The 20,502-nt window shown below is 71.3% G+C and carries 16 protein-coding genes; 5 read left to right on the top strand and 11 right to left on the bottom strand.

Annotated features, from left to right (window positions below):
• Positions 1 to 129: 129 nt before the first annotated feature.
• The 5 genes from IPQ09_09710 to IPQ09_09690 all read right to left on the bottom strand — a co-directional run bounded on the left by IPQ09_09710 (position 130) and on the right by IPQ09_09690 (position 5,535).
• Complete coding sequence (locus tag IPQ09_09710; protein MBL0194477.1) at positions 130 to 1,134, bottom strand: hypothetical protein; 1,005 nt, start codon at positions 1,132 to 1,134, stop codon at positions 130 to 132.
• Positions 1,135 to 1,224: 90 nt separating this feature from the next.
• Positions 1,225 to 1,707, bottom strand: coding sequence for an SRPBCC family protein (locus IPQ09_09705; protein MBL0194476.1), 483 nt, complete (start codon positions 1,705 to 1,707; stop codon positions 1,225 to 1,227).
• Positions 1,708 to 1,720: 13 nt separating this feature from the next.
• Positions 1,721 to 2,800, bottom strand: a complete 1,080-nt coding sequence (locus IPQ09_09700; protein MBL0194475.1) for a cytochrome-c peroxidase — start codon at positions 2,798 to 2,800, stop codon at positions 1,721 to 1,723.
• 83 nt (positions 2,801 to 2,883) lie between these two features.
• Positions 2,884 to 4,086: a trypsin-like serine protease gene (locus tag IPQ09_09695; GenBank protein MBL0194474.1), complete on the bottom strand. Its 1,203-nt coding sequence runs from the start codon at positions 4,084 to 4,086 to the stop codon at positions 2,884 to 2,886.
• A 183-nt stretch (positions 4,087 to 4,269) separates the two neighbouring features.
• On the bottom strand, positions 4,270 to 5,535 hold the full coding sequence (locus IPQ09_09690; GenBank protein MBL0194473.1) for a hypothetical protein: 1,266 nt from the start codon (positions 5,533 to 5,535) through the stop codon (positions 4,270 to 4,272).
• Between the two features lie 261 nt (positions 5,536 to 5,796).
• Between IPQ09_09690 and IPQ09_09685 the strand changes: the two genes are divergently transcribed.
• From IPQ09_09685 to IPQ09_09675, 3 genes are all read left to right on the top strand, one after another.
• Positions 5,797 to 7,257 carry a hypothetical protein gene (locus IPQ09_09685; GenBank protein ID MBL0194472.1) on the top strand — a complete coding sequence of 487 codons (1,461 nt, stop codon included), beginning with the start codon at positions 5,797 to 5,799 and terminating at the stop codon, positions 7,255 to 7,257.
• A 293-nt stretch (positions 7,258 to 7,550) separates the two neighbouring features.
• The gene (locus IPQ09_09680; protein ID MBL0194471.1) at positions 7,551 to 8,933 is read left to right on the top strand and encodes a hypothetical protein; all 1,383 of its coding nucleotides are present in this window, start codon (positions 7,551 to 7,553) and stop codon (positions 8,931 to 8,933) included.
• A 119-nt stretch (positions 8,934 to 9,052) separates the two neighbouring features.
• Positions 9,053 to 10,522: a hypothetical protein gene (locus IPQ09_09675; protein ID MBL0194470.1), complete on the top strand. Its 1,470-nt coding sequence runs from the start codon at positions 9,053 to 9,055 to the stop codon at positions 10,520 to 10,522.
• Positions 10,523 to 10,534: 12 nt separating this feature from the next.
• On the opposite strand, the gene IPQ09_09670 is transcribed toward IPQ09_09675, so the two are convergent.
• Positions 10,535 to 11,401 (bottom strand): hypothetical protein, encoded by an 867-nt coding sequence (locus tag IPQ09_09670; GenBank protein MBL0194469.1) that lies wholly within the window; start codon positions 11,399 to 11,401, stop codon positions 10,535 to 10,537.
• A gap of 184 nt (positions 11,402 to 11,585) precedes the next feature.
• On the opposite strand from IPQ09_09670, the gene IPQ09_09665 reads away from it, so the two are divergent.
• A complete protein-coding gene (locus tag IPQ09_09665) occupies positions 11,586 to 13,430 on the top strand; it encodes a long-chain fatty acid--CoA ligase (protein MBL0194468.1) in 1,845 nt (614 codons plus the stop codon).
• A 135-nt stretch (positions 13,431 to 13,565) separates the two neighbouring features.
• Here IPQ09_09665 and IPQ09_09660 read toward each other — a convergent pair whose 3' ends face one another.
• On the bottom strand, positions 13,566 to 13,901 hold the full coding sequence (locus IPQ09_09660) for a PilZ domain-containing protein (protein MBL0194467.1): 336 nt from the start codon (positions 13,899 to 13,901) through the stop codon (positions 13,566 to 13,568).
• Between the two features lie 254 nt (positions 13,902 to 14,155).
• Between IPQ09_09660 and IPQ09_09655 the strand changes: the two genes are divergently transcribed.
• A complete protein-coding gene (locus IPQ09_09655; protein MBL0194466.1) occupies positions 14,156 to 16,126 on the top strand; it encodes a TIGR02266 family protein in 1,971 nt (656 codons plus the stop codon).
• Positions 16,127 to 16,142: 16 nt separating this feature from the next.
• On the opposite strand, the gene IPQ09_09650 is transcribed toward IPQ09_09655, so the two are convergent.
• The 4 genes from IPQ09_09650 to IPQ09_09635 all read right to left on the bottom strand — a co-directional run bounded on the left by IPQ09_09650 (position 16,143) and on the right by IPQ09_09635 (position 20,434).
• Positions 16,143 to 17,237: an alpha/beta hydrolase gene (locus tag IPQ09_09650; protein MBL0194465.1), complete on the bottom strand. Its 1,095-nt coding sequence runs from the start codon at positions 17,235 to 17,237 to the stop codon at positions 16,143 to 16,145.
• 61 nt (positions 17,238 to 17,298) lie between these two features.
• Entirely contained in the window at positions 17,299 to 18,060 is a 762-nt protein-coding gene (locus IPQ09_09645; protein MBL0194464.1) for a Stp1/IreP family PP2C-type Ser/Thr phosphatase, read from the bottom strand.
• A gap of 228 nt (positions 18,061 to 18,288) precedes the next feature.
• Positions 18,289 to 19,323 carry a PDZ domain-containing protein gene (locus tag IPQ09_09640; protein MBL0194463.1) on the bottom strand — a complete coding sequence of 345 codons (1,035 nt, stop codon included), beginning with the start codon at positions 19,321 to 19,323 and terminating at the stop codon, positions 18,289 to 18,291.
• Positions 19,324 to 19,528: 205 nt separating this feature from the next.
• The gene (locus tag IPQ09_09635; protein MBL0194462.1) at positions 19,529 to 20,434 is read right to left on the bottom strand and encodes a branched-chain amino acid ABC transporter permease; all 906 of its coding nucleotides are present in this window, start codon (positions 20,432 to 20,434) and stop codon (positions 19,529 to 19,531) included.
• Positions 20,435 to 20,502 lie beyond the last annotated feature (68 nt).

Raw genomic sequence — 20,502 nt, 5'->3', positions numbered from 1 at the left:
GGCGCGATCCGAGGAGCGGGCGGAGCGTGTTCCAGGTGGGCGTTTCTAGGTGAGCACGCACCGCAGGATCGCAACGACGGCGGTCGGGATGCGGCGGCGACGGGCCGACGGGAGTAAATCAACGGGCTGTTAGTCGCGACCGGCGTCCGCGGAGGCCGCACGCGGCGGGAAGAAGATGACGTACGAGCTCGGCCCCACGGTCATGAGCACCGCGCGGTCGCCCTGCCGCTCGCGCACGAACTTGCCGTGCCAGGCGAGCGACCTCCACGCGTCGGTTTCGCGAATGGCCTCCGGCACGACGAGGTCGACCTCCATGTACTTCGCGCCGAGCTTCCGCGTGAGCTCCGCGCCGAAGCTCCACGACTCGTGCCCCTTCTTGGGCACGACGTCGTTGTGGAGCGCGCCGCCATACGCGATGAGGAGCGAGTCCTTCCCGGCCGTAAGGTCAAGGAACTTGCCTATGTCGCTGGCGGTGAGCCGGGCGATCATCGACAACATTTGATCGACGTCGCCGCCGCCCGCGTCGAGGATGCGCAGGTAGTCCTCGCACGGCGGCGTGAGCACGTGCGGGCGAATGCCGGCGGCCTTGGCGGCGGCGCCGAGCGTGACGAACTCGTTCTGGTTACTGGCGGCCTGCGGGGCGGCGACGGCCTTCTGCTGCTGCGCGACCTTCTGCTCGGTCTTCTTGCCGCAGCTCCCGTTGGCCACCCACAGCTCGAGCACCAGATCGGTCGCCTTCCCCTTGAACAGAGGCAGCAGCCCGTCGGTGAAGCGCTTGGTGGTGGAAGGCCCGCCGGGGCCGTCCTTCTGGGCGTGGGCCTCGCCGAACGCCATGACGCGAGGTCCCTTCGAGAGCAGCGCCGCGACGGCCTCTTCGGGGCGCGCGAAGGTCTCGCACGGCACGTCGACGCAGGGCGAGGCGTCCGCCCGCGCGACGTGGGCGGCGTCGGCGCCGGTGGGAGGGGGTGAAGCTCCCGTGGCGCTCGAGCTCGCCGTCGCCGGGGAGGGCGGGGGAGGCGACTTGCAGGCTGCCAGCGCCAACGTCAGCGCGCAGACCGCCGCGAGGCGCGCCGCGCGCGCGGTGGCGCCGACGAGCGACCGAGGGGCGGGGGGTGGGGGGGCGAACACGAACATGGAGCCAGTCTACCACCCGCGCACCCGCGCACCCGCGCACCCGCGCACGCGCGCACCCGCGTGGCGATGCCGGAGCGCACGCCCGTGAGGTCACCGGTACGGGGCGGCGGTGCGCGCCTCGATGAGGAGGCCAAGCTCGCGGAAGCAGCGGTCGTAGAGCACCTGCTCGGCGCGGCGGCCGGGCGGCGAGCCGAGCAGGCCCGCGGGGCGCGAGAGGAGCCGAAGCACGCCCGCCTGCTCCACGAGCTCGCTCGTCGCCACGACGCGCGTGGCTCCTTGCTCTCGCTCTAGCACCACGCGGTCGAGGAGCACGAGCTCGGGGCCCACGCGGGTCTCGGTGGAGAGCGAGCGCGCCGTCGTGCACTCGGTGATCTCGGTGGAGGCTCGAACGCGCTTCGGGCCGAGCTTCCAGGTGACCAAGAACTGCGAGCCCAGGCCGAACGCGGGGCCGCCGTCGTGCACGAGGTCCACGAGGCCCGTGACCCACGTGGGGTAGGCGGCGCTGTCGGCGAGCACGGCCCACACGAGCTCGGGGCTCCGGTGAACGGCGAGCTCCGCCGACAGATAAATCACGGCCCGTGCGGGCTCAGCCCGCGGCGGGCTTCGGGGTCTTGGCGGTGCTGGCCGGGAGCTTTGGCGGGTCGATCTTGAGGGGCTCGGCGGTGAGCGTCTTCAGGAACGTGACGATCGACGCCACGTCGGCGTCGCTGAGGTCCTTACCGAGCTGGTAGCTGCCCATGAGCTTCACGGCCTGCTCGAGCGTCGCCACCGAGCCGTCATGCAGATAGGGCCCGGTCTTCTCGACGTTGCGGAGGCTCGCCACCTTGAACGAGTGGCGGTCGGTCGCCTGCTTGGTCACCGCCTCGCGACCGATGTCTTTCCCCTCGGCGAGCGGGGGATACGGCTTCGCCTGGCCGAGCTTCTTGTACTCGGTGCCGCCGAACGTGGCCGTCGAGTGGCAGGTGTTGCACCCCACCGAGAGGAACTTCTGGAAGCCCGCCTTCTCGGCGTCGGAGAGCGCCTTCGCGTCGCCCTTGGTGAACGCGTCGAAGCGGGACGACGTGGCCAGCGTGCGCTCGAAGGCGCCGATGGCCTTGCCCACGTTCACGACCGTGAGGGCCGGGGTGTCGCCTGGGAAGGCCTTCTTGAAGGCGTCGGCGTACTCGGGCATCGACTCGAGGACGGTCACGATCGCCTGGTCGTTCGCGAGCGCCATCTCGCCGGGGTTGGTGATGGGCTTCGTGGCCTGCGCCTCGACGTCGGGGGCGCGGCCGTCCCAGAACTGCGCGACGTGCGCCGCGGCGTTCAGCGTGGTGGGCGAGTTGCGGTTGCCGCGCTGGCCCTTGTGCCCGGGCGAGGTCTTCTCGCCGTCGACGCCGTATTTGGCGAGGTCGTGGCACGAGTTGCAGGAAATTTGCTGGTTTTTCGAGAGGCGCGCCTCGAAGTAGAGCATCTTCCCGAGGGCGATCTTCTCGTCGGTGAGGGCGTTCTTTGGGCTCTCGAAGCGGGCAGGAAGCCCCGCGAAGGCGGCGACCTGCGCCGGGTCGACGGTGACGCCGGAGGAGGCGGGGGCCTCCAGGTAGGCCGAGTGGGGCGGCGGCGGCGGCGGATCCTTTCGTTTGTTGCTGTCCTCGCAGGCGGGGAGCAGAGCGGACAGACCCACGATTCCAAGGCCCAGGGCGAGGAGGCTCGACGCGCGCATGGCGGCGGTTTACTCGCGTCCGCGCGCGTTTGCAAATACCGAGAGGTTCAGCCCGGGCCCGCGTCGCTGGGGCCCGCGTCGCTGGGGCCCGCGTCGCTGGGGCCCGCGTCGGCCGGCGGGGGCGGGGGCGGCGGCGGCGGCGCCTCGGGGTCGTCGCAGAACGCCGTGTTCTCCGCGTTGATCTTGCACACCTGCCCGAGCGCCGAGCAGTCGATCTTGTTCACGCGCTGCGGACCTTCCTTCTTCGACACGCACCGAGTGGCCACTTTGTTCGTGGCGTCGCAGGTGCCCCACACCGGCACGCCCGCGCACTCGGGCGCGGCGCTGTCGAGCAGATCGATCACCCGCGGGCCGATGGTGGCGTAGACCTCGCCGACGACGCTGCAGGGGTAGGTGCGGCCCTTGAACGACCCTGAGACCACCGCGACGACCACGTTCTCGTCCTTCACCCGCGCGAGCAGCGGCCCGCCAGAGTCGCCGCTGCACGGCTGCGCGTCGTTGTCGCCAAGGCCGAGGTACGCCTCGTACCCCTTCAGGAGCTCGAGGTCGTAGAACTTCTTCATGCGCTCTTCCTGCGCTTTTACGTAGTCCTCGCCGTCGTGCTTCGCGATGAACGCCGCGAACTGTTCGTAGGTGGGGAACACCCTCTGCACCGGCTTGCCGCTCACGCCTTGCAGGGTGAGCTGCCCGGCCTTGCGCTGCCCCGAGTTGCGCTCCCGATCGTGCACGCCGAAGCCCACGGCGGTGAACTTCTGGCCCACCTTCGACTCGCTGAGCAGCGCGCCGTCGACGCGTAGCGGCGTGATGTCGTCGATGGGCGCCTCGAGGAAATAGAGCGCCACGTCCGACCCGAGGCTGACGAAGCCCGCGTCGTGCACCGGCGCGAGGAGCACGCTCTTCACCCGGACGGTCTTCAGCGGCTTGGTGCTGTCGGGCCCCACCGCAAAGTAGATGGGCTCCTCGTCGAGCATCGTGTGGCCGCTCTTCGGGTCGCGGGCCGCGCAGTGCTTGGCCGTGAGCACCACCGTCGGCGCGATGAGCGTCGCCGTGCAGAAGTAGTCGAAGGTGTCGTCGAACGCCTTGTGGCCCACCGTGCCGATCGCGTTCAGCTTGGCCCCGGTCGCGTCCACGCCGCCGATGATCGAGTCGTCGGAGCTCCCGGGGGCGCTGGTTGGCCCGTCGCTGCACGCGCCGAGCCCGAGCGAAAGAAGTCCGAGGGTGCACGCCGCGCTGTAGAGGAGAGCTCGCATGCCCAGCGGGGTGCACTCCGTGTGCCAATGTAGGACAGCGGCGCTATTCGCGCTTTTCCGAGGCGCCGGCGTGCTCCCGGGCGCGGACCTGGATCGCCGCCGGCCCACAAACAAACGCGGACGACCCACGGCCGGGGCCGCGGGTCGTGCGCGCGAGGGCAAGCCGCGATGTGCCGCGCGCGCTCAGTACGCGCCGAGCGCGGGGCCCGTGCGGTTCTTCGCGCGCACGACGCCGGCTTCGGCCTCGCCGCCCTCGATCGCCTTCTCGAGGTTGTCGATGTTGATGTTCGCGCCGAGGTAAACGCGCATGTCCTGGTAGCGATCGAAGAACGGGTTGCCGAAGGTGCCGTCGGCCCGCAGGGTGCTGCGGCCCATGTAATACCCGATTTCGGGCGTGAGCCACGAGTTCGCCTCGTAGTCGAGCCAGAAGCTGAAGTACGTGCCGTTGCGGACCGTGGTCGGGTCGGAGAGGCGCTGCGCTGTCAGACCGCGCGTGGCGTCGACGTCGTTCTCGGGGCTGAACTTGTAGAGGAACTGGTGCGAGAGGTTGAACCAGAACGCGGGGCTGAACTTGCCATAGGTCACCGACACGATGGCCGACCAGGAGAGGATGTCGGAGGCGTTCGCCGAGCCGCCGAGCTGATCGTCGCAGCCCGCGCCCGCGCCGAAGCAGGCGCGCTTGTAAGGGAAGTCGCCGCGGATTCCGCCCGTGGTGTTCGAGTAGAGCGGGTGCGAGTAGGTCGCGAAGCCGATGACGTCGAGCTCGCCCTCACGAGGCAGCTCGAAGGACTTGAAGAGCTGCACCGTCAGCGCAGGAGTCACGATCATGGTGCGCGCGCGCGACTCGGGAGAGGTGGGCGCCGTGAGGCCGACCGCGACCTGAGGCTTGATCCCCGCGAACGCCGGGATGCCCCGATAGAACAGCTGGAGGCCCGTGTCGCCGAAGCGCGGCTCGTTCCGCGTCGTGGTGGTGTCGCTGTTCGTGAACTCGTACGTGAAGGTCGTGCGGGCGCGGATCTGCCAGTCCTTCGACAGCGCGTAGCGCGGCAGGAAGAACAGCGTCATGTCGGTGGTGGGGTTCTGGTACTGCGTCTGCCCCGCCGCGAACGTGCTGGTCGCCGTCGCGACCTGCGTGAAGAGCTGCGTGCCGGCGAACGGGCGCGGCTTCTTCGCCTTCTTCGGCTCTTCCTTCTTGGCCGGCGTGGCCGCGTCTTTCTTCGGGGCGCCCGTGCTGAGCGTCAGGCCCGTGGCCGGAGCGGCGGCGGCTGGAGCCGCGGCTGGCTCTGCGGGGGCTGGCTCTGCGGGCGGCGGCGTCGTCGCGGCGGGCGCGGTGGTCGTAGGCGCGGGATCTGCGCTCTGTGCGTAGGCCGGGCGCACCGAGAAGACGCCCAGCACGCCCACACCCGCCACGGCCAACACGAACGCCAACGATCCTGCTGCTCTCTTCATCGCTTCCCGCTTCCCTGTGGTGCCCTGGCGCGCTCGCGGCCGGCGGCCCGCAACGTGCAAACTTCGTGCTAGAACTGTCGCGTGCTGTAACTTGCGGAAACGATTCGAGTCTTCGAAGCCGCTGGCCGTGGGCCTCGCGGGCGCAGTCAGTTCGCTAACGACCCAACCGTGCGCGCGCGTTGCTTCTAGCTCCGCACCTGGGGCGCCGCAAGAGACAACCGCGCCACCTGAGCGCCCGCTCCGTGCTATCGCTGGGGTCTCGTGGAAGGCCTCCGATCCGCCCGCGCGCACTCGCGCGTGCCCTGCGCGAGGATCGGAAGGGGTGACCCGCACCGGTCGCGAGGTGGGGCGCGGGGGCGCCTGCGCACGTGGGCCTCCCAGGCGTTCGCCCTGCTGGTCACGCTCGCGGTGACCCCCGCGGAGGCCGCCGGGCCGCTCGGCCGGCAGGGCGCGCCGCTCGACACCAGCCGCTACACGGTCGATCTGTTCCAGGGGCCGCTCGCCGCGTCGAACCGCGTCACGGGCCTCGCCGGCGCCGTCGCGCCGCTCGCGGAGGGCATCGACATGCACGCGTTCAACGCGGCCTCGCCCGCGGTGCGCACGGCGTCGTCGCGCTCGGTGACCGAGTTCGACATCAGCGCGGGCCTCACGCTCCCGGGCGGGATCCGCGACCTCGACTACGACAACAACGGCAAGCGCGGCTTCGCCTACGACAACTTCTTCTTCGTGACGATGGCGGGGCAGGTCCAGCAGGGGCCGTTCGGGCTCGGCGCCACGGTCGATGTGCAGCAGTACGACCTCGGCGCGACGACCGGCGCGGAGGGCGTCTCCAGCGTGGCGTTTCGCCTCGTGCAGGCCCGGCTCCTCGCGGCCACGGCCGTGGGCGACGAGCTCACGATCGGCGGCGGCCTGCGCGGCGTGCTGTTCACCCTCCGCGACGCGGCGCTCTCGGGCATCGGCTTCTCGAGCATCACCGACCTGCGCGGCGTGCTCACCATGGCCGGCGTCGGCCCCGAGGTGGGCGCGCTGTGGGCGCCGCTGCGGCTCCCGCTCCGCATGGGCCTCTCGCTGCGCGCGCCGGTCGCCGGGCAGCTCATCCCCGGAGACACGACCGTGGTCGACGCCTCCGGCGATCGCCGGCTCGGCAAGCTCTACCTCCCCGACCGCGTCGAGGTGCCCTGGCAGATCGAGTGGGGCGTGGCGGTGCAGCTCGGGCCGCGCCCGCTCAACGTGAAGTGGCTCGACTCGACGGCGGTGCAGCACGAGGTGGTCGAGTCGCACCGAAAGACCCCGGACGAGCCGCGCTCCGCGGTGGTCTCGCGCATGGGGCGGCGCGCCTACGAGCGGCTGCCGCGCGAGAAGCTCCTGCTCTCGATCTCGTTCACCGCGACCGGCCCCGTCGCGAACGCCGTAGGGCTCGAGTCGTTCCTCGCCGGGCAGATCGATCGCTCGGGCGAGCGGGTCTCGCTCACGCCGCGCCTGGGCGTCGAGACCGAGGCGTGGCCAAACCGCATGATGTTTCGCGCCGGCACCTACTCCGAGCCCACGCGATTTCGCGGCGGCGCGCGCCGACTCCACGGCACCGTCGGCATGGACCTGAAGACCTTCTCTTCCGACGTGTTCGGCCTCTACGAGGACCCGCTGCCGTTTCGCATCGGCGGCTCGCTCGACTTCGCTCGTGAGTACTTCGGCTGGAGCGTGACCGCGGGCATTTGGAACTAGCAGTACTGCGAGAGGTTCCCTCTCGCTACGCAGTTCGCTGCGCGAACGGCAGTAGTGCTAGCCCTGTCCCGTAGGGGGCGCGGCGCCCCTCTCGGCCACAAAGCTGGCCGATTCACCCTCCGGCTTGTCCGCTCCCGCGGCCAACTACCACCACTGCGAGAATGAAGTCTCGCAGGTGTGCTAACCAACCCAAGCCGTGGCGCCCGGGCGCTCGCCGCGCCGAGCGGCCGCGGACCTCGGCCGCCGCGTACCGCCCCGCCGGACACTGAAGCTTGCTATCTTCCGCGCTCGCCGTGCGAACCTGGTCGCTACCACGCATCGTGTCCGGCCTCGTGCCCGCGCTCGCGCTGGCGGTGCTGCTGGTGCTCGTGGGCTCGCCTGCGCACGCGGGCGGCCCGCTCGGCGCGCAGGGCTCGCCCATCACGACGAGCAGCTACACGATCGACCTGTTCCAGGGGCCGCTCATCGGCTCGTCCCGCGTCACCGCGGTCGGCGGCTCGGTCGTCGCGCTGGCGGCGGGTGCGGACATCATGACCGCGAACCCCGCGACGCCGGCCGTGCGCTACCCCTCGTCGCACTCCGTGACCGACTGGAACGCCGGCATCGAGTGGCGCTTCCCAAGCCAACTCGGCACGACCGACTTCGACAACAACGGCACCAAGGGCTTCGCCTACAACGACTTCGTCTTCCTCTCCACGAGCGGCTACGTGCAAGAGGGCCCGCTCGGCATCGGGGTCGCGCTCGACGTCCAGCAGTACGAGCTCGGTCGCATTGGGGGCGCGCCCGTCATCAAGAGCGCCTCGGTGCGCCTCGCCTCCCTTCACTTGATGGCGGGCTACAGCCTCGACGACGAGGTGCACCTAGGGTTCGGTCTGCGGGGCGCGCTGCTCACGCTCCGCGACTCTGGCCAGTCCGAGCTTACCGCCGTGCCGGGCACGGAGGGGCTCCTCACCATGGCGGGCCTCGCCCCCGAGCTTGGCTTTTTGTGGGCGCCGAGGGCACACCAGCTCCGCGTCGGGGCGGCCGCCCGCGCGCCCGTCGTCGGCAAGGCCACGAGCAGCGACATCGAGCCCGACGCCGCGGGCGATCTGCGCGTAGGCGCCATGTACCTGCCGCGGGCCATCGAGCGCCCATGGGAGCTCGAGTGGGGGGTCGCCGTGCAGCTCGGCGAGCGGCCGCTCAACGTTCGCTGGCTCGATCCGCGCACCATCCCCCGGGCCGAGCTCGAGCGCTTTCGCACGTCGCCCGACGACACGCGCCAGGTGCTCATCAACCGGTACGAGCAGCAGCGACGCGTGCGCTTCCCGCGCCCCAAGCTCCTCCTCACGACCTCTTTCATGATCACCGGTCCCACGGTCAACGCGGTGGGCATGGAGTCGTTCCTCGCGCAGCGGGTCGATCGGTCGGGGCGGCACGCGTCGTTCACGCCTCGCCTCGGCGTCGAGACCGAGGCCCTACCGAACTGGCTCTGGCTTCGCGCGGGCGCCTACCTCGAGCCGACGCGCTTCGCGCAGTCGTCCCCGCGACTCCACACCACAGTGGGGCTCGAGGCCCACGTGTTCGAGTCCCACGTGTTCCATCTGTGGGACTCGGCCGTGCCGTTTCGCCTGGGCGTGAACCTCGACGTGGCCCGCGACTACTACGATTGGAACTGGACCTGGGGCCTCTGGTACTGAAGGCGCTGGGTGCTGGGCGCGCGGTCTCCGTGACGAGCCATGACAACCTCGCCGAAGACCGGGAGGCGCCGCGGCCGCGGTGGGTTCCCGTCGCCCCGAGGGGCGGCTACACTCCGCGCATGGTCCTTGGGGGAAGGCTCCGCGCCTCGACGCTGCTCGCCGCCGCCGCGTGGCTGGTGGCCTTCGCGTACGCCGCGCGAGCCGGCGCCGTCGCAGAGCCTACTGTCTACGACAATCATCAGCTCTATTTGATCGGGAGTCGCGCCGCTGGAATGGGCGGGGCCTACACGGCCCTCGCCTGCGACGAGGGCGCGCTGCACTACAACCCCGCCGGGCTCGTCTGCGCACGACACTCGCACCTGGAGCTCGTCGCGAACGCGTACATGATCCAGAGCCTGTCGGTGCCTAGGGCGCTCGGCGATGGGCAGAACCTCTCCGCGACCACGTACCACTCGATCCCCAGCATGGTCGGCGGCGTGTACGTGCTCGCGGACGGCGAGGCGTCGGGCGCCGGCCGCCAGGCGCTAGGCTTCGCAGTGTCGATCCCGTACTCGATCGCCCTGAAGACGGCGCCCTCGAGCAACACGCGGAACTTCCTCTCGGGCACCTGGCGCGACGACGTCCTGGCGGGCGACGTCGGGTATGCCTACCAGATCACCCCATCCCTCGGCCTCGGGGTGTCGCTCGGCGGAATGATGCGTGTGATGAGCGGCGCGAACACGCTCCTCGTCACCCGCCCGAACGCCGGTGGAGGCACCGAGTTCATCGCCGCCGATCTGCAGAGCGACGTCCTCGCCGTGGGCCTCCGCGCGAAGGCGGGCGCGCGCTGGACGCCCACGCGCGCGCTGTCGCTGGGGCTCGCGTTGGTCACCCCCACGCTCGACGTGTTCGGCAGCTACACGAGCAGCTCGAACCTCACCCTCGCCGGCATCGACCGGACCACCGGGCAGCCGCTCGCGGACGCCATCCCCACGCGCTTCACCGGAAAGAGCGCCGCCAGCTTCCCGATGCGCTTCGCGGTCGGCGTCGCCTACACCACGGAGAGCACCACGCTGAGCGCCGACGCCTCCGTGAACCTCCCCCACACGGTGCGCACCGCGTACGACCTCGCCGCCGTGCCCATCGACGGCGTCACCCCCGGCGCCGGCGAGGAGTCGAAGCTCGAGCGCGTGCTCCAGCCCAACCTGAACCTGGGCGCGGAGGTGCGGGTGACCCGCTCGGTCGCGATCGATGTCGGGGCCTTCACCGACATCTCGTCGGTGCCGGCGCAGGGCGAGCAGGATCGCGTCCACATGTTCGGGCTGAGCGCGGCGCTCAGCTTGATTGGCGTCCAGACCCGCGGCTCGTTTGGCGCGAGCTTCTCGTACGGCCAGGCCGACACGAAGGTGCTCACGGGCGAGCTCTCGCTCAGCAACCTCGGCGCGCAGCCGGAGGGGGTCTCCCGTCTGACGCGCTGGAACCTCGTGGGCGTCATCGGGTCGAACTACTCGTTCTTGCCGGACGACGTCGCGGCCGAGGCCGCGGAGCGCCGAAGAGGCCCCAAGGACAGCACGGCGCCGCCTGCGCCGCCTGCGCCGCCTGCGCGCTGAGGGCGAGCCGGATCAGCGAGGGCCCGCGGGGCCCAGCGGCGTGGACGCGTCGACCTCGATCACGTGCACGAGCGACCGATCGACGACCCCGCGATCGCTGCCGAAGAGCTCGCGGCTCACGCGACCGCTCGCGTCGAGCACCGCCCCCTGCGCCACGCGCTCGACGCTGCAGGCCGGCCCGAGGTCGATCGACACGGCGACGACGGCCTTGCCGTTCGCTGGGTTCTCTACTCGCACGCGCGCCCCGCAGCCGAAGCGGCCAGCGTCGGCCACGAACCAGGTGAGCTTCTCCTCGCAGGTTCGGCCGGCGTCCGTCGCCGCGCAGAGCCCGAGGCGCCGGAGGTCGCCGAGGCAGCTCGGCACGCAGTTGTCACCCGCGTCGCCGTGCTTGCCGCCGGCCGCGTCGACCCAGCAGCCGAACGCCGTGACGATGTAGTCCCCGCTCTGCGCCTTCTCCGTCGCCGCCGACCCCGTGCACGACCAGGTCGTGGTCGTTCCCATGCAAACTGCATCTTTTCCCGAGGGTGCCCGCAGGCAGCCGCGCGGGCACGCCTCCTCCTGGCGAGAGACGCCGTCGGGGCACTTCCCGCGGCTGGTCCCGTTACCCGCGCAAACGAAGCGGTCCCGCGCGCTCGCGAAGGGGCCGCAGCCGGCCCGCGCGTCGACCGCCGCGTCGACCGCCGCGTCGACCGCCGCGTCCATCGCGCCCGGCTCAGAGCCCGGGACCTCGCCAGCGTCGACGAGGGCCGCGCCCGCGTCGGCGGCGGCCGGCCCCGGCCCCACGGGCGGATCTGCCGCCGCGCTGGCGCAGGCGACGAGCCCGATCGCGAGGGGAGCGACGGAGCGCGCAGTCCACGTGAGCCTCTCGCGGCGTCGCATGGTGTCATCGTACCCTGACGGCGCGGCCGGCGCAGTGGCCGCGTCCGAGGCGGCCGAGGAGTCGTCGCGGACGCCCGAGAAGCCGCCCCACCCGCGGGCGCGTTTGAGGTAGCGTATCGCGCTGCGCGGGGGGCCTTCGACGCTCCCCGGCGAGCTCTCGCCCCGTTCTGCTTCAGGAGAGACCATGCCCGACGTCCACATCGCAGGAATGATCCTGGACCGCGCCAAGAAGGATCCCGCCGCGCCGGCGTTCCGCGTTCGCCGCGGCGACGAATGGGTCGACATCCCGTGGCGCGACGTGCTCCCGCGCATCGAGCACATCGCGGCCGGGCTCCTGTCGGCCACCGAGCTCGCCGACGGCGCGGCGGTGAGCATCATCGGCAACACGTCGATGGACTGGGTCATCCTCGACGCCGCGGCCATGTCGGTCGGCCTCCAGACCGTGCCCGTGTACGCCAGCCTGCTCCCCGAGGAGGTCGGCTTCATGCACGCCGATCCCGGCGTGGTGCTCGTCATCGCGGAGAACAAGGGCCAGGTCGCCAAGGTCCGGGCCATGCGCGACGGCTTCCGCTTCTTCGACAAGGACTACACCCCCGCCGACATGAAGCTCCGCGGCAAGATCATCGTGGTCGATCCCACCGGGCTCGAGCCGGCCGACGACTGGGAGAGCCTGGCCGACCTCGAGGCGCGCGGCAAGGCCAAGGTCACGGAGCTGCGCGGCGAGATGAAGCGCCGCATCGACAAGGTCAAGCGCGAGGACATCGCCACCTACACGTACACCTCGGGCACCACCGGCCCGCCCAAGGCCGTCGTGCAGACGCACGACAACATGCTCTCCATGCTGGAGAGCGCAGACGCGGTGGGTATCTTCGGGCCGAAGACCCGCGACGGCGGGCTCTTCCTGTTTCTCCCGCTCGCCCACTCGTTTGGCCGCCTCATCGAGCTCGCGGGCCCGTTCTTCCAGGCGCCCCTGGTCATCTCGTCGGTGCCCACGCTCGCGGCCGATCTCGCGACCGCTCGCCCGGGCTTCTTCCCAGGCGCGCCGCGCGTGTACGAGAAGGTGAAGGGCAAGATCGAGGCGGGGGTGGCGTCGGCTCCTCCCCTCCGTCAGAAAATCTTCCACTGGGCGTTGGGCGTCGGCAAGGAGACCGTGCCCTACGTCACGCAGGGCAAGCCCCTCCCGCCGTGGCTGGAGATCCGCCACGCCATCGCCGACAAGCTCGTGTTCTCGAAGCTCCGCGCCCGCCTCGGCTTCGACCGCGCCGAGATCTTGCTCTCGGGGTCGGCGCCGCTCCGCGCCGACGTCCACGAGTTCTTCCTCGCGCTCGGCTTGTCGCTCGTCGAGGCCTACGGCCTCACCGAGACCTGCCCCGGACTGACCACGAACCGGCCCGGCAAGATGAAGATCGGCACGGTGGGGCAGGCGTTCAAGAACGTCACGCTCAAGATCGCCGAGGACGGCGAGATCCTCGCGAAGGGACCGAACATCACCTCGGGGTATCTGAACCGCCCCGACGCGACCGGCGAGGCGTTCGACGCCGACGGCTGGTTCCACACGGGCGATCTCGGCTCGCTCGACTCCGAGGGCTTCCTCTCCATCACGGGCCGCAAGAAGGAGCTCCTCAAGACGAGCGGTGGCAAGTACATCGCCCCGGTCAAGATCGAGGCGCGCCTCAAGGCGCCGCCGTTCGTGCAGGAGGCCGTCGTCATCGGCGACAACCGGAACTTCTGTGTCGCGCTCTTCTCGCTCGACACCGAGAACCTCACCGACTGGGCCAAGAACGAGGGCATCGAGCCCGAGCCCAACCACCCGCGCATCCGCGAGGTGCTCCAGGCGCACATCGTCGAGGTGAACGGCACGCTCGCCTCGTTCGAGAGCATCAAGTACTTCGAGGTGGTGCCCACGCCCATGACCGTCGAGGGCGGAGAGCTCACCGCGAGCCTCAAGGTGAAGCGCAAGGTCGTCGTCACCAAATACGCCGAGCTCGTCGAGGCGATGTACTCGAAGGCGAAGCCCGGCGCCGACTGACACCCGGCCCCGCGGTCTCCGCCGGGGAAGCGCGCAACCGAGGGGGCCGAGCGCCCGATGTGGCCATTGTCCACATCGGGCGTTCGGGTGTCCGCGGGTCGAGGGCCGCCTCGGCCGGTCAACCCCGATCGTTGCCTACGCGCCGTATTCGAGCGCCGCGATCGTCTCGAACAGGGCGAACACCGTGGTCGAGCTCGAGAACTCGAACGTGAGCCCGAGGTGGGCCAGTGAGCCCGGCCGCGACCACGCGATCCGCGCCGGCACCACGATGGGATCCCACCGCGAGGGCGACGAGAAGCTCAGCGACACGCGCTCGCCAAGCGGCAGGACGTCGACGGCCTCGAGGCGCGCTCCGGCCAGGCTGAGATCGAGCAACATGCACTCACGCACCACGCCGCGCGCGGTGGTGAGCTGCGCCGGGTAGCGGACCTTCTTTCGGGCCTGCGACCGGAAATGATGCGGCCTCTCCACGCGCCGACGAGCCTATCACGGTCGGCACCCCGCGGTCCCTTTCCTGGTGGGCGTTCTGGTTCGCCGTCGCAGGTGTGTGGGCTCGGTGCGTTCGGGCGCGTGCCCGCGGTGATTGGGCCCGCGCCCCTCGTCGCACCTTCTGTCGCCAACTCGCCCGCGCAGGAGTTGGCTCTTTTTGTCGAAGGTCGGGTAGCATGGCTCCACTCGGTTCCCTTCTCGCCCCCTCGCCTCCTGTGGCTGGAGATCCCTCGTCCATGACCTCCGATACGCGTAAGGACAAGCGCGCGCGCGTCCCCGGCCTCACGGTCCGGTACAAGAGCGCGACCAACGACGAGTTCATCGACAACCAGTCGCTCGACGTCAGCGTCGGTGGGGTGTTCGTCAAGACCCAGACCCCTTTCGCTCCGGGCACCCTCCTGAAGCTCGAGATCATCGTCGCGGGCGAGTCGTCCTCCCTCACGGGTGTCGGGCGGGTCGTGTGGAAGCGCGAGCCGACCCAGGCCGCGGCGGAGCGCCCCGCTGGCATGGGCGTCAAGTTCATCAAGATCGACGATGTCTCGCGGCAGACCATCGATCGCCTCGTGACCGCCGCGCTGGCCGCCCCGCCGGCCGAGCCGACGGCCGCCGCGCCCTTGCCGAAGCCTTCCGCGCCGCCGCCGCGCGCGGTCACCCCCGCACCTCCCCCCGCGCGCGCCGCCCTGAAAGGCACGGTCCCCTGGGATCCCAGCCCCGCGGCCGAGCCGCTGCCGCCTCCGCCTCCACCGGCCGACGAGGCACCGGTCGAGTCGCGGCGTCGGGCTGGAGTGCCGCTCGGGCTCGCGTCCCAACTCAACAAGACCTCCGAGATGCCCGTCCCCGTGGCCGCGCCCACGCAGCCCTTCGGCGCGCTCACGTTCGGCACCGACACCCCTGGCTCCTCCGACGACGAGTTCTTCGCCAACCTGGAGCAGCCGCGTGAGCGCGAGCCCGTCGGGTACCCGTCGCCGTTCGACCCCGATCCGCCCACGATGATCGCGCTGCCGAAGGCGGGACCTGACGAATCCCAAGGGTTCTCGTCCACCCTGCCGCTGAGCCGCGATGCGCTCCCCGATTTCGCCGCGGCCGAGGCCGCCAAGAAAGCAGAGCTGCGCGAGCTCGAGGCCACGCGCCCCATCGTGGGCACCGACTTCGCATCGACCCTGCCGCTCGATCGGTCGAAGCTCTTCCCAGACGATCCGCCGGTTTCGGCCAAGCCGATGTTCCCGGTGGATGGCCCGCGCAAGCCGCAGAACGCCCTCGAGCGCGCCGAGCCCACGGTGATGAAGCAGGCCGCCGAGCTCCTCGAGGAGGCCCTCCGCGAGGCCGGCGGCTCCATGGACGAGGTGCAGGCCAACCCGCTGTACACGGTGGCGGGCGGCCTCCCGAGCGGACCGGCGCCGTCGCTCGGCGGCACCGACGACCTCCTCGCGTCCATCCGTGGCGCGGAGCCTGCCGAGCGGGCGTCGCTCCCGGGCGCAGCGCCCGCCGTGCCCGCGTACGAGCCTGCGGAGCCTCGCGCGTCGCAGGTCGTGCCCCTGCAGATGGCCTCGACCCCCGCGCCCCCGCCGGTCGCCGAGCTCGCGATGGCCAGCGCGGGCCAGCAGGTGATGCCGCTCCCGGAGCCCAAGAAGCGCGGGGGTGGGGCGCTCATCGGGGCCGTCGTCGCGGTCGCGCTCCTCGCCGGCGGTGGCATCTTCGCCTACAAGGCGCACCTGTTCGGCGGGGCGCCCCCGGCGACCTCGGCGAGCGTCGCGCCCCTGCCGTCCGCCGCCCCGTCCGAGGCGCCCTCGGCGGCTGCTGCACCCTCCGCCAGCGCCAGCGCTGCGACCGGAGAGGACGCGGCTCCCGCCGTCGACGCGGCCCCTGCAGCACCCGCGAGCGCCGCGGCGTCCGCGGCCGTCCCGGTCGTCGCACCTTCGGCGCCTGTCGCGCCGAAGCCTGCGGTCGCGCCTGTCGCGCCCAAGCCCGCCGAGCCGAAGCCCGCCGCGCCCGTCGAGCCGAAGCCCGCGGAGCCGAAGCCCGCCGAGCCCGCCGAGCCGAAGCCCGCGGAGCCGAAGCCCGCGGAGACCGCGGCGCCCAAGCCGGTCGAGCCCAAGCCGGTCGAGCCCAAGCCCGCCGAGCCCAAGCCGGTCGAGCCCAAGCCCGCCGAGCCGGCGCCCAAGCCTGTCGAGCCAGCGCCCAAGCCCGCGGCACCCGTCGAACCCTAGTAAGAAATCGCGCCGCTCAGGCGCGGAGCAGCTCCCCGGCGCGGCGCGCGAAGTGCTCCGTGTCGCGGAGCGCGCGGCCGCACACGCCGGTCATAAGGGCGAAGCCGTGGGGCAGGGAAGGAGAGCGCAGCACCTCCGCCGTGACGCCCGCCGCGATCAGCTTCTCGGCGTAGGCCTCGCCCTCGTCGCGCAGCGGGTCGAATCCCGCGACCACCACGAGCGCGGGAGGGGCGCCGGCCAGATCCTTCGTGTGGAGCGGCGACAAGAGCGGGTCGGTGCGCGAGGCGTGCCCGGGCTGCGAGGTGGTGCCCGCGTACCGATCGAGGTACCAAGCGATCGACTCGCGGGTGAGGAAGTAGCCCTCTCCGAGCTCTCGGTGCGAGGCGAACGAGCACGTGGCGTCGACTGCCGGGTAGATCAACAGCGAGAGCTTCGGGCGCACCACGTCGCCACGGGTGAGCTGGCCCACGACCGCCGACAGATTGCCGCCCGCGCTGTCGCCTGCCACGCCAAGGCGCCCCGGATCGAAGCCAAGCGCGGCCGCCTCGCGCGCCGCGTAGCGGAAGGCCGCGAGCGAGTCGTGCACGGCCGCGGGGAACGGGTGCTCCGGGGCGAGCCGCGGCTCGACGGAGAGCACGCGCACCTGGGCCTCGAGCGCGAGCCGGCGACAGAGCGTGTCGTGGGTGTCGAGATCGCCCACGACCCACCCGCCGCCGTGGATGAAGACGAACCCAGGCGAGGGCGAGGCGAGCCCGGCGGGCTCATACAAGCGCGCCCGCATGACGCCCCCGTTGGCGTCGGGGAGCTCGCGCTCGCGCACGCGGACCGATCCGCTCGGCGTGTCCTCGATGATCGAGACCGACGCCAGGATCGAACGCCGCGCAGCGTCCGGCGAGCGCCCCGCGACCTCGGCGTCGCCGGTGCGCTCGCCGAGGACGAGGAGCAGCGCGATGTCCGGGTCGAGGCCACGCGCGAGGTCGGCCTCCCGGGCGCGGAGCAGGCGCTCGCGGAGCCACGGCGAGCGAAAAACGTGACGCACGATCGGGCCGGCGTACCGCACCTTCACGCGGTCGACCCGAGAGAGCCTCGTCGGGGCGGCGCGCGCGCTCACGGGGCGCTCGCCGTGGGCTCGCCCGCGGCGCTCACGTCAACTCGCGCAACAAGCTCTCCCGTCAACTCACCCATCGCGCGAGGATGACGGTGATGTTGTCGGGGCCGCCGTTCTCGTTGGCCCGCTGAATGAGCTGCGACGCCGCCTGCTTCAGGTCGGGGGCGCCCTGAACGATCTCGAGGAGCTCCTCGTCGGTGACCGGGCCCGACAGGCCGTCGGAGCAGAGCACGTAGACGTCGTCGGCGCGCGACGCCTCGAAGCGGGTGTCCACCTTGACGGTGTCCTTCATGCCGAGCGCGCGCACGATCACGTTTTTGTGCGGAAAATTCGCGATTTCCTCCGCCGTGAGCCGCTTCATCTTGATGTAGTCGTTCAAGAGAGAGTGGTCGTCGGTGAGCTGCTCGATCTTGCCGTCGCGGATGCGGTACCCGCGGGAGTCGCCGACGTGGGCGCAGTACACCCCGTCTTCGACGGCGAAGAGCACCACGATCGTGGTGCCCATGCCGCGCTGCCGCGCGTCGCGCTGGGCGCTCTCGTAGATGCGCAGGTTCGCGAGCTTGATGCCCGTGATGAGGCGGTTCTCCTCGTACCCGCGCGACCGGTCCATCTTGTAGGGCCAGGTTCGCTCGGGGTCCTCCGAGGTCGAGATGAAGAAGTCCTTCAGCGCGTCGACCGCCATCTGGCTTGCCACCTCGCCGGAGGCGTGGCCGCCCATCCCGTCGGCGACGATGTAGAGCCCAGCTTCCTCGAGGATCGAGAAGTTGTCCTCGTTGTGCTGACGCTTCATGCCGACGTTGGTCTCGCCGGCGACTTCTATCCGCAGCTGGGTGGTGGTCAAGGTCGGGTACCTGGGCGAAATCGTCGCGAATGGAGGGCCGATGTGTCAACCCAACAGTGCGCGAGCGGGCAGATTTTCCCTCCTGCCGCGGGCGCGGGAGGAGCGGCGAAGGCGCCTCATCGTGCATTACCACGTCTGTCGACGCGGCGTACGGGCCGGTTACGGGCCGGTTCTGTGTGCTCGATGCTTACCTTTCTCTACATCGCGCTCGGGTCACGGCGCGGGGCGGAGCGTGACGGGCGCCTCGCGGAACTTCGCGCCGTCGAAGACGAGCAGCTTGGCCGAGTCGCCGATCGACTTGCGGCCGATGGCGTCGGCGAGCTGCTCCGGCGTCTCGACGGGGGTGCCGTCGACCGCGACGATGATGTCGCCGCCCTCGGGCTCTGCGCTCGCCTTGAGGCCGGCCCGCTCCGCCGGCGAGTGGGGCGCGAGCGCCAACACGCGGACCCCTTTGATGCTCCCGGCCTGCGACGGCGCACCTCGCAGGCCGAGCCACGGCTGCGGGGTGACCGCCGTGGCCGGCGTGCGCATGAGGAACGTGCGGATGGCGGAGATCGGCGCGCCTACGGACACGGGCGCGCAGCGGGCCGTGGAGCGCACCTGGCAGGCGTGCACCAGCAGCCCGACCGCGTTGCCCCGGCTGTCGAGCACGGGCGCGCCGGGCACCGCGAGGGCGCCCTTCATGTCGAGGTCGAGCGTGTTCAGGAGCGGCGCGCCGGCCCGCGACTTCGCGTCGGTGCGTCCCTTGAGCCCCACCGGGATCGGGCCGAGCTTTCCGCGCAGCGGCAGCACGAGGCGGAGATCGGTGGCGTTCGGTTCGATGTCGCTCGCGGAGAGGCCCTCCTTCCACTTGATGGCCTGAGGAACCAGGAGCGCGAGGTCCCAGTCGGCGTCTTTGTGGCCGACCTTGGCCGCCACCGCGGAGCCGTCCGCGTAGCGCACCTGCACGGTCTCGGCGGTGCCCATCCCTGTCAGGCCCGAGAGGGCGGTGAGGATTCGGCCATCGTTGGCGAGCACCGTGCCGATGGCGACGGGCTTGCCCTGAAGCTCGACCGCGACCACGCCGCGGCGGGCCCGGTCGGCCGGGTTCGCGGCCGCCCCGAGGGCGGGCGTCGTCGTGGGAGCCGTCGGAGCGGTCGGGGCTGCGCCGCCTGGCCCCGCGGGCCCGGGCAGCGGCGGCAGCGCGGCGGCCGGGGTCGCCGCCGTGAGCCCGCAGGCGACGAGGAGGAGCGCGAGCCGCGAGCGCACTCGCGCGGGGGGACGATGAGGTGCGGCGTGGCGGCGAGCGGCGTGACGATGAGCGGACATGGGCGCCTCGACAAGGTAGCGCGGGACCGCTCGGCGAGCGAGGCGCGCGGGGGTGGGCTCCCAAGAGCAAGGTCTGGGCCGACGCCATCACGCGGCAGGCTGGGCGGTTGCGCGGCCGAGGCGTGAACAGGACGATACAGGTGCGCTACACTTTTTCGGCGCGCGTCGAGCCCAACAGGCCCGCGGGGCGGACGAGCAGCACGGCGATGAGCACGACGAACACGAGCACGTCGACGCCGCCCGAGTAATCGGTGAGCTTCACGAGCTCGCCGACCACGCCGAGGAGCAGCCCGCCGAGCATGGCCCCGGGGATGCTGCCGATGCCGCCGAGCACCGCGGCCACGAACGCGCGCGTGCCGATGACGACGCCCATGGTGGGGTAGGCTTGCGACTGATCGAGGCAGTAGAGGACCGCGCCGAGCGCCGCGAGCGACGAGCCGAGCGCGAAGGTGGTCGAGATGACGCGGGAGGTGTGCACGCCCATGAGGCGCGCGGCCTCTTCGTTGGAGGAGAGCGCGCGCATCGCCTTGCCGAACCACGTCTTCTTCACGATGAGCTCGAGGCCCACCATGACCGCCACGGCGACCACGAGGATGAGCACGCGGGACGTGCCGACCGGGCCTACCCCCGGCACCTGCACGCTGCCGGCGATGAGCTGCGGGTACGACCGGAACCGCGCCGAGAAGAAGAGCTGCGCGGCGTTCTGGAGGAGCACCGAGACGCCGAGCGCCGTCACGAGCGGCGTGATGCGCACGAGCGCGCCCTTGCCCCGCCCGCGGAGCGGCCGGTAGGCGACCCGCTCGACGGTGATGCCGATGAGGGACGCGCCGATCATGGCGACCACGGTCGCGCAGGCGCCAGCGAACAAGGGGTTCGAGATGCCCACGGCGCCGAGCACGAAGACGCCAATGTACGCGCCCATCATGAAGACCTCGCTGTGGGCGAAGTTGATGAGCTTCAGCACGCCGTACACCATCGTGTACCCGAGCGCGACGAGCGCGATCATCGCGCCCTGCGTGAGCCCGGTGACGAGCGCTTCGAGGATCTTCATGCCTTCCTCCCTTCGGTCGCGTGGCATAGGCACGCCGCTCGCCGGAGGCTCGCTTGCATGTTCATCGT

This window comes from Myxococcales bacterium (genome assembly GCA_016720545.1).
Taxonomy (GTDB): domain Bacteria; phylum Myxococcota_A; class Polyangia; order Polyangiales; family Polyangiaceae; genus JAAFHV01.
Note: the sequence above shows the minus strand (reverse complement) of the source record. Positions and strands in the feature narration are given on the sequence as shown.